The 13,792-nt window shown below is 71.7% G+C and carries 14 protein-coding genes; 8 read left to right on the forward strand and 6 right to left on the reverse strand.

The window, feature by feature from the left end:
* Positions 1–118 precede the first annotated feature (118 nt).
* The 3 genes from ntrC to N788_RS09500 are packed head-to-tail and all read left to right on the forward strand — an operon-like array spanning position 119 to position 2,706.
* On the forward strand, positions 119–1,534 hold the full coding sequence (gene ntrC, locus N788_RS09490; RefSeq protein WP_034224215.1) for a nitrogen regulation protein NR(I): 1,416 nt from the start codon (positions 119–121) through the stop codon (positions 1,532–1,534).
* 60 nt (positions 1,535–1,594) lie between these two features.
* Positions 1,595–2,245, forward strand: coding sequence for a superoxide dismutase family protein (locus N788_RS09495; protein WP_034224218.1), 651 nt, complete (start codon positions 1,595–1,597; stop codon positions 2,243–2,245).
* Entirely contained in the window at positions 2,242–2,706 is a 465-nt protein-coding gene (locus tag N788_RS09500; protein ID WP_034224220.1) for a GNAT family N-acetyltransferase, read from the forward strand. Before N788_RS09495 ends, N788_RS09500 begins: the two co-directional genes overlap by 4 nt.
* 7 nt (positions 2,707–2,713) lie before the next feature.
* Here the strand turns inward: N788_RS09500 and asnB are convergent, their stop codons facing one another.
* Entirely contained in the window at positions 2,714–4,618 is a 1,905-nt protein-coding gene (gene asnB, locus N788_RS09505; protein ID WP_034224223.1) for an asparagine synthase (glutamine-hydrolyzing), read from the reverse strand.
* A gap of 3 nt (positions 4,619–4,621) precedes the next feature.
* Entirely contained in the window at positions 4,622–5,410 is a 789-nt protein-coding gene (locus N788_RS09510; RefSeq protein ID WP_034224226.1) for a glycosyltransferase family 2 protein, read from the reverse strand.
* Positions 5,411–5,423: 13 nt separating this feature from the next.
* On the opposite strand from N788_RS09510, the gene N788_RS09515 reads away from it, so the two are divergent.
* Complete coding sequence (locus N788_RS09515) at positions 5,424–6,476, forward strand: CDP-glycerol glycerophosphotransferase family protein (RefSeq protein WP_211250708.1); 1,053 nt, start codon at positions 5,424–5,426, stop codon at positions 6,474–6,476.
* A 6-nt stretch (positions 6,477–6,482) separates the two neighbouring features.
* Here N788_RS09515 and N788_RS09520 read toward each other — a convergent pair whose 3' ends face one another.
* Entirely contained in the window at positions 6,483–7,358 is an 876-nt protein-coding gene (locus tag N788_RS09520) for a hypothetical protein (RefSeq protein ID WP_034224228.1), read from the reverse strand.
* 80 nt (positions 7,359–7,438) lie between these two features.
* Here N788_RS09520 and N788_RS13990 point away from each other — a divergent pair, with 80 nt between their 5' ends.
* Together N788_RS13990 and N788_RS09530 are read left to right on the forward strand one after the other, a co-directional pair.
* Complete coding sequence (locus N788_RS13990; RefSeq protein WP_051924536.1) at positions 7,439–8,383, forward strand: class I SAM-dependent methyltransferase; 945 nt, start codon at positions 7,439–7,441, stop codon at positions 8,381–8,383.
* A 34-nt stretch (positions 8,384–8,417) separates the two neighbouring features.
* A complete protein-coding gene (locus N788_RS09530; protein WP_034224231.1) occupies positions 8,418–9,695 on the forward strand; it encodes an acetyl-CoA C-acetyltransferase in 1,278 nt (425 codons plus the stop codon).
* Between the two features lie 68 nt (positions 9,696–9,763).
* Here N788_RS09530 and N788_RS09535 read toward each other — a convergent pair whose 3' ends face one another.
* Genes N788_RS09535 through N788_RS09545 form a run of 3 tightly spaced genes read right to left on the reverse strand, consistent with a single transcriptional unit; the run spans position 9,764 to position 12,828 of the window.
* Positions 9,764–11,011, reverse strand: a complete 1,248-nt coding sequence (locus N788_RS09535; protein ID WP_034224233.1) for a heme biosynthesis HemY N-terminal domain-containing protein — start codon at positions 11,009–11,011, stop codon at positions 9,764–9,766.
* The gene (locus tag N788_RS09540; protein ID WP_034224236.1) at positions 11,008–12,021 is read right to left on the reverse strand and encodes a uroporphyrinogen-III C-methyltransferase; all 1,014 of its coding nucleotides are present in this window, start codon (positions 12,019–12,021) and stop codon (positions 11,008–11,010) included. The genes N788_RS09535 and N788_RS09540 overlap by 4 nt, the downstream gene beginning before the upstream one ends.
* Positions 12,022–12,051: 30 nt before the next feature.
* Positions 12,052–12,828 (reverse strand): uroporphyrinogen-III synthase, encoded by a 777-nt coding sequence (locus tag N788_RS09545; protein ID WP_034224238.1) that lies wholly within the window; start codon positions 12,826–12,828, stop codon positions 12,052–12,054.
* 39 nt (positions 12,829–12,867) lie between these two features.
* Between N788_RS09545 and N788_RS09550 the strand changes: the two genes are divergently transcribed.
* Both N788_RS09550 and N788_RS09555 read left to right on the forward strand, forming a co-directional pair.
* Positions 12,868–13,317, forward strand: a complete 450-nt coding sequence (locus N788_RS09550; protein WP_034224240.1) for a YiiD C-terminal domain-containing protein — start codon at positions 12,868–12,870, stop codon at positions 13,315–13,317.
* Positions 13,318–13,349: 32 nt separating this feature from the next.
* Complete coding sequence (locus tag N788_RS09555) at positions 13,350–13,775, forward strand: hypothetical protein (RefSeq protein ID WP_034224242.1); 426 nt, start codon at positions 13,350–13,352, stop codon at positions 13,773–13,775.
* The last annotated feature ends 17 nt before the right edge of the window (positions 13,776–13,792 follow it).

The raw sequence follows: 13,792 nt of genomic DNA on the forward strand, positions 1-13,792 counted from the left end.
GGACAGGCCGCCGGCTGACGCCGTGCTTTCGGCATCGCCCGGGGGCCTGCTTCGGATCCGGCCGCCGGGGCACCTCGCTTTGCACTATGCTGGTGCAGTTGCAGCCCTGGTACCGACCATGTCCGCCCGAACCGCCCAGCTCTGGGTCGTAGACGACGACCGCACCGTCCGCATCGTGCTGGCCCAGGCCCTGCGCGACGCCGGCTACCGGGTCGGGGCCTTCGAAGGTGCCTCCGAGGCGCTGGCGGCGCTGGCCGACGGCGAACGGCCGGACCTGGTGTTCACCGACGTGCGCATGCCCGGGCTCGATGGCCTGGCTTTCCTGGACCAGTTGAAGGAAGGGCATCCGGACCTGCCGGTGGTGGTGATGTCGGCCTACACCGACGTCGCCAGCACCGCGGGTGCCTTCCGCGGTGGCGCCCACGAATTCCTGTCCAAGCCTTTCGACCTGGACGAAGCGGTGGCGCTGGTGGAGCGTGCGCTGCCGCCCGAAGAGGCCGGCGAACCGGCCATCGAAACGACCAGCGGCGGCGACGAGCTCATCGGCGACACCCCGGCCATGCGCGAACTTTTCCGCGCCATCGGCCGCCTGGCGCAGGCGCCGCTGTCGGTGCTGGTCACCGGCGAAACCGGCACCGGCAAGGAGCTGGTGGCACGCGCCCTGCACCGCGAATCGCCGCGCGCGAAGGGGCCTTTCCTGGCGCTCAATACCGCCGCCATCCCGGCCGAACTGCTGGAGAGCGAACTGTTTGGCCACGAGGCCGGCGCCTTCACCGGCGCCAACAAGCGCCACGTCGGCCGCTTCGAGCAGGCCGATGGCGGCAGCCTGTTCCTGGACGAAATCGGCGACATGCCGGCCAACCTGCAGACCCGCCTGCTGCGCGTGCTGGCCGAAGGCGAGTTCTTCCGCGTCGGCGGCCGCGAACTGATCAAGGTGGACGTGCGCGTCATCGCCGCCACCCACCAGGACCTGGAAGCGAAGGTCCGCGACGGCGGCTTCCGCGCCGACCTGCTGCACCGGCTCGACGTGGTGCGCCTGCGCCTGCCGCCGCTGCGCGAACGCAAGGCCGACGTGCCGGCCCTGGCCGCACGTTTCCTGGCCCAGGCTGGCGACGAACTCGACGCCACGGCCAAACGTTTCGACGCCGCCGCCCTGGAGCGCCTGCAAAAACACGACTGGCCCGGCAACGTGCGCGAACTGGAAAACCTGTGCTGGCGACTGGCCGTGCTGGCCCCGGGCGACACCATCACGCCGCGCGACCTGGCCAAGGCCCTGGCCCGCGATCAATCTCCCGGCGCCCCGGCCTGGCAGCTGGCGCTGGCCAGCGAGGTGCGTGCCCGCCTCGATCGTGGCGACACCGGGCTGCACGCGCCGCTGCGCGAAGCCTTCGACCAGGTGTTGCTGGAAACCGCGCTCGAACACAGCGGTGGCCACCGCCAGAATGCCGCCGAACGGCTGGGCCTGGGCCGTAATACGATCACCCGCAAACTCGGCGCCCGGCCCCGGCGTGGCAAGCGCAAACCCGCGCCTTGACCCGGGGTTAAGCCGGCTGCTGTCACCCTCCCCGTTCGCATGCACGACCAAGGAGTCCCGATGAAGACGACCACGACCCTGCTTGCCGCCGCCCTGTCACTGGCCCTTGCGGGCTGCAGCACCGAATCCGCGCCCGACGTGCCGACGCCGGCACCGAACGCCGCGCCAGAAGCGCTGGCACCGGCCGACGACGCATCGGGCGCCGCCGGTGGCATCGCGCTCGCGGCGCAGGCCCGCGTCACCCTGGACCCGGTGCAGGAAAGCGGCGTGGGCGGCGAACTCACCTTCGACCCAGGCGAGGGCGGCCTGCGCCTGCACGGCCAGGTCACCGGCCTCGCGCCCGGCTCCGCGCACGGCTTCCACCTGCACGAAACCGGTGACTGCAGCGCCCCGGACGCCACCAGCGCCGGCGGCCACTTCAATCCCGACGACATGCAGCACGGCGACCGCCGGACCCCCGGTCCGCACCACGCCGGCGACATGCCCAACCTGGTCGCCGGCGACGACGGCGTCGCCCCGGTGGACGTGATCCTCGAGGGCCTGCAGATCGACGGCGAACCGATGCTCGACGTGGTCGGTCGCGCGGTCATCGTGCACGCCCAGGCCGACGACTACGCCAGCCAGCCCACCGGCAACGCCGGTGCCCGCATCGCCTGCGGCGTGGTCGAACTGAGCCAGCCGGCCCCGGTTTACGACGGCCCGGCCTCGTGACCGACGGCGACTGGCGAATCCGCGCGGCGGACGACGGCGACGTCGCCCGCCTGCGCGACTGGGCCGTGGCCATGGCCTGGGAAACCGAACACAAGGCACTCGACCCGGCCACGGTCGACGCCGGAATCCGCGCCGTGCTGGCCGAGCCGCGTCGCGGCGCCTACCTGGTGGCCGAACACCACGGTGAGCCGGCCGGTACGCTCATGCTCACCTACGAGTGGAGCGACTGGCGCAACGGCGACTGGTGGTGGATCCAGAGTGTCTACGTGGACCCGGCCTTCCGGCGCTGCGGCTGCTACGCCGCGCTGTACCGCCACGTCCTGGCACGCGCCCAGGCCAGTCCGGAGGTTTGCGGCATCCGCCTGTACGTCGAACGCGACAACGCCGTCGCGCAAAAGACCTACGAAACCCTGGGCATGGCCGACGCCGGCTACCGGATGTACGAAGCGCCGACCCGCTGAGCCGGCGCTAGAGCCGTTCGCGCCAGGCCTGGAACATCAGCACGCCCCACAGGTGGGTGTGCCATTTGCGTTCGCCGTCGAGGAAAGCTTTCCAGGTGCGGCGGATCGGCGCCGGGTCGAAATGGCCTTCCTCGCGCAGCCGCGTCTCGCTCAGCTGCGCTTCGGCCCAGTCGCGCAGCGGACCCTGCAGCCAGTCACCCACCGGCGCCCCGAACCCCGTCTTCGGATGCTGGACCAGCGCTTTGGGCAGGTAGCGCAGCAGCAGCTGCCGGGGCAGCCACTTGAGCTCGCCGCGGCGATATTTCATCCGCAGCGGCAGGGTCCAGGCGAAGCTGGCCACGCGCCAGTCCAGCAGCGGCGCGCGGGCCTCCAGCGACGCCGCCATGCTCGCCCGGTCCACCTTGGCCAGGATGTCCTCGGGCAGGTAGCAGGCGATGTCCATCGCCATCAGCGCGTCGCCGGGCGTGCCGACGCCGGGCAGGGCGGCGGGATCGTCGTAGGCGGTCTTGCGCCGGTGCGCGCCGATCACCACCGCTTCGGGCAGGCGCCAGCGTGTCATGCGGTTGCGTGCGTGGCCCTGCAGGTCGCCCGCACGCAGCTCCGCGCGCAGCGCCGCCAGGCCGCCCATGCGCGCGGGTTCGCCGGGTTCGCCGATGCGGTTGGCCAGCATCGAGCGTGGCAGCTTGCGCAGCCAGGCGTCGTTGCGCAGGGTGCGGGCATAGCGCGAATAGCCGAAGAACAGCTCATCGCCGCCATCGCCCGACAGGGCAACGGTGACGTGCTTGCGGGTCAGCGCGCACAGCAGGGCGGTGGGCACCTGCGACGAGTCGGCGAAAGGCTCGTCGAAGATGTCCGGCAGCGACGGCACGAGATCCAGCGCCGCCTGGCCGTCCACGCGCAGTTCGGTGTGGTCGGTGCCCAGGTGCGCCGCGACGCGGGCGGCGTGGGCACTTTCGTCGTGGCGCAGGTTGTCGAAGCCGATGGAAAAACTGCGCACCGGCCGCGCCGACTGCACCTGCATCATCGCCGTCACCAGGGAGGAATCGGTGCCGCCGGACAGGAAGGTGCCCAGCGGGACGTCGGCCTCCATGCGCATCGCGGTCGCCTCGCGCAGCAGCACGTCCAGCGTGTCCAGGGCCTCCTGGTCGCCGCCGGCGAACCCGTGGGCGATGGCTTCGCGCTGGGCGGCGAGGGCGTCGAACCAGCGCTGCGGCGAATGCACCGGGTCCAGGGAACCGGGCCCGGCCTGCAGCGCCGCGGTATCGAGGCTGAGCAGCGAACCGGACGGCAGCTTGTACACGCCGCGCAGGATCGACCACGGCGCCGGGATGTAGTCGAGCCGCAGCAGCAGCGCCAGCGAATCGGGGTCGACGCGCGCCTCCAGCGCCGGATGGGCGCGCAGCGCCGACAGCTCGCTGCCGAACACCAGCGCGCCGTCGCCGCTGAAGCCGTAGTACAGCGGTTTCTTGCCCATGCGGTCGCGCGCCAGCCAGAGCCGGCGCTGCTTGCGGTCCCAGGCGGCCAGGGCCAGCATGCCGTTGGCTTTTTGCAGGCTCTCGGCCACGCCCCATTCGGCGATGGCGGAGAGCAGCACTTCGGTATCGGAGTGGCCGCGGAAGCCATGGCCCAGGGTCGCCAGCTCCGCCCGCAGCGCGCCGTGGTTGTAGATCTCGCCGTTGAAGATAATCGCCCAGCGGCCGTCGCGCGACAGCATCGGCTGGTGGCCTTCGGCGCTCAGGTCCAGGATGGAAAGTCGCCGGTGCGACAGCACCAGGCCAGCGCCGGGATCGGCCCAGGTGCCGGCATCGTCCGGGCCGCGATGGGCGATGGCCTCGCCCTGGCGTGCGCCCAGGGCATGCAGCGACGCGTCGTCGCGCGCCTCCGGGAACCAGCTGCCGGCGATTCCACACATGGTTCAGCGCGCCTGTCCCGGCGGGTCCACCACCGGCTGTTTGTTCTGCAGCATCCACAGCATGATGGTCTTCTGGCGCACGTAGTTGGCGCGCACGTAGGCGTAGACCAGGCCATGCCAGCCGTCCAGGAAGCCGGCACGCAGCACGTAGCCGCGCCAGAAGCGCCAGGCCGGCGACAGCACCAGGCGCGCCAGGCTGGCGCGCTTGCCGCGCTTGAAGTCGTGTTCGGCCATCATCCGGGCGTAGCGCTGGGTTTTTGCCAGCTGCTGTTCCAGCGACCGGTAGGGGAAGTGAAGCAGGTCGCCGGCCAGCGTGCGCACCGGCCCGTCGACGCTCGCGGCCTCGTGGATCTCGCGCGCGCCACGCCAGCCGCCGCGGCGACGGTCGAACAGGCGCAGCACCCGGTCGGGATAGGCGTTGCCGTGCCGCAGGAAGCGGCCGAAATAATTGGTAAGCCGTGCAAAGCGGTAGCCGGCGGCGTGTTCGAAGCCCAGCACCTGTTCGGCCCGGATGCTCGCGCGCAGGACCTCGTCGACGCGCTCGTCGGCGTCCAGGCACAGCACCCAATCGTGCGCGGCCTGCTCGATGGCGAATTGCTTCTGGCTGCGAAAACCCTCGAACGGCCGTTCGAACACCCGCGCACCGGCCTGGCGCGCCATGGCCGCGGTGGCGTCGGTCGAACCCGAGTCCACCACCACGATCTCGTCGCAGAACGCCAGCGACGCGAGGCAGTCGGCCAGGCGCGCTGCTTCGTTGAAGGTGATAATGCAGGCCGATAGGCGAGGCGACATGGCCGGAGGGCTGTTGATGGCGGATTACCTGTTGTTCGCGACCGAGCGCTACGCTCTCCCCATTCTGTGCCCGCTGGCGGAAACGCTGCAAGCACGGGGGCACGGGGTACATACGCTGTTCATCCGCGGTGCCGCGGGCGCGACCCTGCCGGCGCCTGCGCGGCCGGTGGACGTACGTGAAGCCGTGGCCTTGCGGCCGCGCGCGGTCTTGAGCGCCGCCAACGACGTGCCCGGCTTCATCGCCGGTGCCAAGGTGCAGCTCTTCCACGGTTTCAACGTCGAAAAGCGCAGCGACAGCCGCGGCCACTTCCGCGTGCGCGGTCAGTTCGACCTCTACTGCACGCAGGGCCCGGCGACCACCGCGCCGTTCCAGGCGCTGGCCGCGAAGGCCGGGCACTTCGCGGTGGTCGAAACCGGCTGGCCCAAGCTCGATCCGCTGTTCCGCGCCGAGGATGCGCTGGCGACCACGCTGCGCGCGGGCGCGTCGGGCCGGCCGGTGGTCTTGTTCGCCTCCACCTTCACCGAACGTCTGAGCGCGGCGCCGCACCTGTTCGACGCGATCGCCGCCGAGGTGGCGCGCGGCGAACGCTTCTGGCTGCTGACCCTGCATCCCAAGTGCGCGCCGGCGCTGTTCGAACGCTACCGTTCACTGGCGGGCGCCAACGCGGCCTTCGTCGAAACCGAACAGCTGGTCAGCGCCCAGCGCGCGGCCGACGTGCTGCTGGCCGACACCACGTCGGTGGTCTCGGAGTTCGTGGTGCAACGCAAGCCCGTGGTCACTTTCCGCAACCGTGCGCCCAAACCGCACATGCTCGATTTCGACGATCCGGCGCGCTTGGGCGAACAGCTGGCGGCCGCCTTCGCGCCGGACCCGGCGCGCGATGCCGCCATTGCCGCCTATGCCGACAGCATCCACCCCTGGCGCGATGGCCGCTCCAGCGAACGCGTGCTCGCCGCCACCGACGCCCTGTTGGCCGGCGAGTTCGGCAGGCTTCGGCGCAAGCCCCTGGCCGGCGCCTGGCGCAGCCTCAAGCTGCGCCGCGAACTGGGCTACTGGGGCCGCTGAGAGGTTTCATTCCGCCAGGATTTCGCGCGGGTCGCGCCCGGCCGGGCAGTGGTCGAAGGTGACGCGGATGCCGTGGGCCTCGAGCAGCGCGGCGAACTGGCGCTGGCGCATCTGGAAGCGTTCGAAGCCCCGGGCCAGCCGCGCGGCGTCGGTATCGGCCGGTGCGAAGCCGCCCTCGGCCCAGGCGTCGATATCCAGCAACGCCATGCGCACGGCGCCGTCGGCATAACGCGCCAGGGGTTCGGGCGGGGCATCGAGCCACTGCTCGCTCTGCGGCGCCAGCAGGGCGGCCTCGAGCAGCGGCCACAGTGCGGCGACCCCGGCGTGTTCGTACTGCAGCGCCATCATCGCCACCAGGTCATTGAGGGTCAGCAGGCGCGCGTGTTCCACCGGGACTTCGAAGGCCGACTGCGCCAGCAGCGCGGTTTCGGCGCCGGCCATGCCGGTGTCGAGCAGGACTTGTTCGAGCTGTTCGCCCACCGGGGCAACGGCCTGCGGCTCGCCGCGCAGCAGGATCGGCAGCAGCTTGAGCGGACCGCCGGCGAAAGCCGGGTCCGGCGCCAGCGCGGCGGGCAAGCCGTCGCTGCCGGCACCGAAGCCGATCACCTGGCCGCCGCCGGCGCCCGGCGCGCGTGCGGCCAACCGGCCCAGCTCGGCGTGCAGCGGATAACCCGGGCGCAGCAATTCCACCGGATCGAACAGGCCGGCCACCAGCACCAGGTCCAGGTCTTCGGCGCCGGGCGCCAGCCGGGCCAGGTCCTGCGCGACGCGTCCGGCTAGCTCGCCGGCGGCCTGCACGCCGATCGCCACGCGGCCCGGTTCGGCGCCGGGCGTGAGTTCAAGGGCAAGGGCCGCCAGGACGCTCAGGTCGGGTTTGGACATACGGGTGCGTGCGGTGTCGGGGTATGATTCCCATCATACCCATCGAAACGTGGACGGCTGGTCCCCCGACCGCCGCAGGCATGGATTTCCAAGACTACAAATCCTTCTGGAACGACAAGGCCAGCACGCCGCGCGGCGCGCTGGTGGCGGTGGACGGCAGCCACGACGAGCGCACGGTCCGGCTCACCGGCGCCTTCTCGGCGGCCCAGGCGCGGGCCGCGCTCGACCTGCAGGCGGCCGACCGGGTCTTCGAACTCGGCTGCGGCGTTGGCCGCATCGGCCGCGAACTGGCGGGCGAAGTCGCCCACTGGCATGGCCTGGACATCAGCGAAAACATGCTCGGCGTCGCCCGCGAGCGCCTGGCCGGCACCGGCGACTGCGCGTTCAGCCCGCTGCAGGGTCCGCGCCTGGACGCGCTGGGCGACGCGTCGATGGACAAGGGTTATTGCGTCGCCGTGTTCATCCACATGGACAAGGAAGACTTCGTGCTCTACCTGCGCGACGTCGCCCGCGTGCTGCGTCCCGGCGGCCTGTTCTACTTCGACCACTGGAACCTGGCCCACCCGGTCGGCTGGCGTCGCTTCGCGCTCGAGTTCGAGCAGGCCGCGCGGCTGCCGGCGGGGCAGCGCAAGGACGTCGCCCGCAACCAGTTCGTGGTGCCGCAGGAAGTCGAGGCCTACGTGCGCGGCGTCGGCCTGGAGCCGGTGCTGGTGCTCGACGACTCGCCCTGCGTGCAGGTCGTGGCGCGCAAGCCCGACGGCGATGCGCTGGCCGGCGCGCGCGAGGCCGAACGCCTGCGCAACGCCGCGCCGCGCATCAGCTACGGCGAGCAGTGGACGACCTATTTCGATGCCATCGTGGCCGACGAAGCCGAGGCCCGGGGCCCGCGCCGCCTGGTGGCGCTGCTGGCCGCGCGTCCCGCCGACGACCCGGTGGCCCGCATGTTCCGCGCCTGGATCCACGGGGCCTGGCAGTCCCGTCCCGACTGGGGCCCGCTGCCCGCCGACCTCGACCCCGCCGCATGACCCCCCGAACAAGTTCGAGCAAGGAGTGAACCGCATGTCGCCTTCCCGCCGTGTCGCCATCCTGGGCGGTGTCCGCATCCCCTTCGTCCGCAACAACACCGCCTACCACGACGTCGGCAACCTGGGCATGTCGATCAAGGCCCTGGGCGCGCTGGTGGAGAAGTTCGGCCTGCACGGCGAGCAGCTGGGCGAAGTGGCCATGGGCGCGGTGCTCAAGCACAGCAGCGACTGGAACATCGGCCGCGAAGCCGCGCTCAGCTCCGGCCTGTCGCCGGCCACGCCCGGCATCACCCTGCAGCGCGCCTGCGGCACTTCGCTCGACACCGTCATCACGGTGGGCAACAAGATCGCCCTGGGCCAGATCGAAGCCGGCATCGGCGGCGGTTCCGACACCACGTCCGACGTGCCCATCGCGGTGAACAAGCGCCTGCGCCGCCGCCTGCTCGACGCCAACATGGCGCGCAGCTTCGGCGCGCGCCTGAAAGCCTTCAAGGGCTTCAGATTCAAGGAGTTCACCCCGGAGTTCCCGGGCGTCGGCGAGCCGCGCACCGGCAAGTCCATGGGCGAACACTGCGAAATGATGGCCAAGGAATGGGGCATCACCCGCGAGGCCCAGGACCAGCTGGCCTACGAATCGCACACCAAGGCGGCGATGGCCTACGAGCGCGGTTTCTTCAAGGACCTGGTGGTGCCCTTCCGCGGCGTCGAGCGCGACAACATCCTGCGCCCGGACACCACCGTCGAAAAACTCGCCACGCTCAAGCCCGCCTTCGACAAGACCTCGGGCCAGGGCACGCTGACCGCCGGCAACTCCACCCCGCTCACCGACGGCGCCTCGGCGGCCCTGCTGGCCAGCGAAGAGTGGGCCGCCGCGCACAATCTCGAAGTGCAGGCCTACCTGGTGGATGCGCAGGTGGCGGCGGTCGATTTCGTGCACGGCGAAGGCCTGCTGATGGCGCCGTGCTGGGCCGTGGCGCAGCTGCTCCAGCGCAACAAGCTGTCGCTGCAGGACTTTGATTTCTACGAAATCCACGAAGCCTTCGCCGCCCAGGTGCTGTGCACGCTCAAGGCCTGGGAAGACCCGGTGTTCTGCAAGGAAAAACTGGGCCTGGACGCGCCGCTGGGCAGCATCGACCGCGGGAAGCTCAACGTCGTCGGCAGCTCGCTGGCCGTTGGCCATCCGTTCGCCGCGACCGGTGCGCGCATCGTCGCCACCGCCGCCAAGCTGCTCAAGGAAAAGGGCAGCGGCCGCGCGCTGATCTCGGTCTGCACCGCCGGCGGCATGGGCGTCGCCGCCATCGTCGAGCGCTAATCCACTTGTGTGGGAGGGACTTCAGTCCCGAAGCTTTTCGGGACTGAAGTCCCTCCCACAAAAAGCGGTTATGGCGGCAGCAGGGGAATGCCGTGGGCGTTGCGCACTTCGGCAACCGCCGCGTCGGCGATCTGTTCGCGCAGGCTGCGGCCACCCAGCGCCAGCGGCGGCTCTTCGCGGCCAAGGCGAAGGGCGTTGGCGTAGGCGATCTGGGCCCGGCCGGCGTCGCCCTGGGCCGTGAAGACATGGCCCAGGCTTTCCCAGGCATCGGCGCCGGCGCCCTGCGCGAGCGCGCGATGCAGGTAGTCCTCGGCCTTGCCCCATAGATCCTGCGCGCGGCACAGGCTGCCCAGCGCAGTCAGCAGGCCGGGGCTGGACGGGTGCTGGGCCAGCCAGGCTTCCGCGCGCGACAGGCGTTTGCCTTCGCGCCCGGGCGGCAGCCGGCCATAAAGCGCCGCCAGCGATTCATCCCAGTTGGCTTCCAGTGCATCGGCGATTGCGTGCGCGCCGGCGTCTTCCATGCCGAGCGCGGCGGCGCGCTGGGCGAAGGCGCTGGCCACGGGTGCCGCCAGCCGCAGCCGCTGCGGCAGCGCATGCCAGCGTTGCTGGAGTTCATCGGCCTGCGGAGCCTGGTCGAGCGTGGCCGCGCTGATGCGGACTTCCAGCGCCGCCAGCGCATCGGCGTCGGCCACCTGGTCGCGGCGCAGCGCGTTGAGCGAGGCATGGGCGTCCATGGCACGTCCGCTGGCGACCTGCGCTTCGGCGCGTTGCCAGGCGGCGCGCGGCGGCAGCGAGCCGGCGAGGCTGGCCAGGGCTTCCAGGGTTTCTTCGGGCCTGCCCTGGTCCAGCAGCCGCTGCGCCTGTTCAAGCACGGCGGCGGTGGTGTCGTGCGCGAGCAGCGCGGCGTGGTGGCGGGCGGCGGCTTCCGCATCGCCGCGGGCATCGGCGGCCCGGCGTGCCCCCAGGAGCGCCGGCGTGCGCAGCGGGGCTTCGTTGGCGGCCTTGGCCAGCAGCTGTTCGGCGCGCTGCCAGCGGCCCTGGTGCAGGGCTTCCAGGCCACTCACCAGGCGGTTGCGCGCCAGCTGGTGGGCATGCCGGCGCCAGGCCTTGAACGGCAGCCTCAGGACCCACCACAGCGCCCAGAGCCCGAACCAAAGCAGGCCCCAGGCCAGCACGAAGTACGCCAGGGTGGTCGTGTAGGTGAGGCCGCGGAAACGCACGACCACGTCGCCCAGGTCCTGGGAGAACCAGTGCCAGGCCAGTGCGCCCAACACCGCCAGCGCCAGCCACCAGAGCAGGCTGCGGTAGAGGTTCACGGGCTGGCGTCCCGGCCGCGGCGCAGGTCGCGCAGCTGCTGCAGGGCGGCGCCGGCATCGGGCAGGGCCGGCGCCAGCGGCTGGTCGGCCAGCGCCTGCAGGCGTTCGCGGCGTTCGCGCAGCAGCGCGTCGTCGGCGTACAGGCGCTGCAGCCATTGGTCGATGCGCTGCAGGCTGGCGCGGAACGCGGCCTGGTCGCGGCGCTCGAGCGCGGTGCGCGCCAGTGCCAGTTCCAGCGCCAGCGTGGCTTCGCCAGTGGCGCGGTCCGCGGGGGAAATCAGGTCCTGGCTGCTGCTGGGCCGCACCTGCACGATGGCGTCCAGGATGCGCTGCCAGCGCGAGTCGCCAGCACCGGCGGCAGGCGGCGCGCCCGGAGCGCGGCTCGACAGCCGCGGCAGCGTGCTCTCGAGGGCGTCGAGTTCACCGGCGGCCAGGTCGCGCGGGTCGGCCGGCAAGGCGCGCAGCGCGGCGATTTCCTGGGCCAGGGTCTGGCGCAGGCTGATGAACTGCGGGTCGGTCATGGCCGCCAGTGCCTGCTGCGCAAGCACCAGTGAGCGCACGGCACCGTCGATGTCGCCGGATACGGACAGGCGCGCCTGGGCCAGGCCCAGCAACAGCTCGACTTCGTCCAGGCGCAGGGCCTCGGCACCTTCGGCGGCCTGCGAGCTGACTTCGCGCAGGTTGTCTTCCAGGATGGCCGCGCGCTGGCCCAGGCCCAGGACTTCTTCACGCAGCAGGCTGGTGCGGGCCTGGGTATCGCCCAGGCGCTGCTCGAGCGACTGCTGGTTGCGACGCAGCGAAGCGGCGCCCTGTTCGGCTTCGAGCAGGCGGGCGTCGAGCGCCTCGGGGCTCAGGTCGGGGCCGGCATCATCCGGTGTCGCCTGGTGTGCCCACCACCACCAGCCGCCGGCGACGGCCAGTGCAAGCAGGGCCAGGGCCAGCAGCCAGGCAAAGGGACCGGCGCCACGGCGCCGTTGGGTTTCGGGAAGATCGTCGTGCTCGGTGTCCACGGGGGCATCAACTCGGGTATCGGCGCCATGCTACCGGAAGCGCCCGCGGGCAACATCGGCCGCCAGGGCCTCGACCAGGGTCGCCGGCGCGGCGCCCGACGCCAGGACGATGGCCTGGAAGCCCAGCCCGGCCAGGTGGGCGGCGAGCCTGGCGCTGCTGGCCACCGCCGGCCGCACCCGCACCGCTTCGCGGCAGGCCTCGTCCAGTCGCCGCCACAGGCCGTCGAAGGCCTCCTGGCTGCTCACCAGCAGCGCACTTTGTCGCGGCAGCTTGCGCAGCATGCGCAGGCGGCCGGCGCGGGGGTGCAGCGGTTCGCGTCGGTAGACGTTGGCGCGGTGGATCTCGCTGCCGCGCTGGGCCAGGGTTTCGGCGATCAGCCCGCGTCCTCCGGGAGCCGTGACCAGGCCCACCGACGACGGCGGTGGCTGCAGTTCCGGCAGGGCCAGCAGCGCCTCGGAGTCGGTACCGTCATCGGGCACCCGGACCTCGTCGATGCCCGCACGCTGCAGGGCCCGCGCAGTGGCTTCCCCCAGCGCCAGCCAGGGCTGGCCCGGCCGCGCGACCAGTGGCAGCTGCCGGCGCGCGAACTGCACCGCCGCCGGACTGGTGACGATGACCAGCGGACAGGCCAGCGCCGCCTGCAGCGCCGCGCCGGCCGGCAAGGGCCGCAGGGCCAGCGTCGAAATCGAAAGCGTGCGTGCGCCCAGCGTCGTGGCCGCGTGCCGGACCGGCGCATGGCTGCCAGAGGGGCGCAGCGAGATGACGTACCATCCCGCCAGCGTTGGCGCGGACCGTTGGCTGTCCATGCCGCAAGCTTGGCACAGCCCCGGGGGAAACGGCACGGCATGACCGAACTCGACCACATCAACGCGCACTACGACGCCATGCCGCCCGTGCGGGCGATGCAGGTCAGGGCGGTGCGCTACGACGGCCAGTCGCTGGAACTGCACGCGCCGCTCTCGCACAACCTCAACGACAAGGCCTGCGCCTTCGGCGGCAGCCTGGTCAGCCTGATGACCCTGGCCGGCTGGGGCCTGATGACCCTGAAGCTTCGCGAGGCCGGCATCCGCGCCGATGTCTACGTGGCCGACAGCCAGGTCCGCTACCTGGCGCCCCTGTATGCCGACCTCGCCGCCCGGGCGACGCTGGCGCCCGACGTCGACTGGTCGTCGGTGCTGCAGGCCTGGAACGCGCGTGGCCGGACCCGCGCCGGCATCACGGCGTCGGTGTCGGCCCCGGATGGCAGCGTCGTGGCCGATCTGCAGGGCCGCTACGCCGCGCTCCGGCCGACCTGAGACGACGGCGCCGGGGTGTGCATAATGGCGGCATGAAGACCCTGCCCCGCTTCCTGCATGCCGGCCTCGTCCTCGCCCTGGCCCTGCTTCTGGCCGCCTGCGCCACCAGCGGCCAGCGCAGCCCGCGCGAGGAGACGCTCTACAACTACGTCAGCGCCGTGCGCTGGAGCGACTTCGACGTCGCGGCGAAATTCCTGGATCCGCAGCTGCGCGAGGCCCGGCCCCTGACCGACCTCGAACTCGAACGCTACCGCCAGTTCCAGGTCTCGGGCTACGAAGTGAAGTCGGCCAGCGAACCGGCCGAAGGCGAATACCTGCAGGTGGTCGAGATCCGGGTGGTGAACCGCCACACCCAGGTCGAGAAGGTGCTGACCGACCGCCAGCGCTGGCGCTGGGACCCCGAGGCCAGGCGCTGGTGGCTGGCCAGCGGCCTGCCCGACCTCGACGCCGCCCGCTGACCGGTTTGGCCCGCGAC

Origin of the sequence: Arenimonas donghaensis DSM 18148 = HO3-R19, from assembly GCF_000743535.1 — a bacterium.
In the GTDB taxonomy this organism is placed as follows: domain Bacteria; phylum Pseudomonadota; class Gammaproteobacteria; order Xanthomonadales; family Xanthomonadaceae; genus Arenimonas; species Arenimonas donghaensis.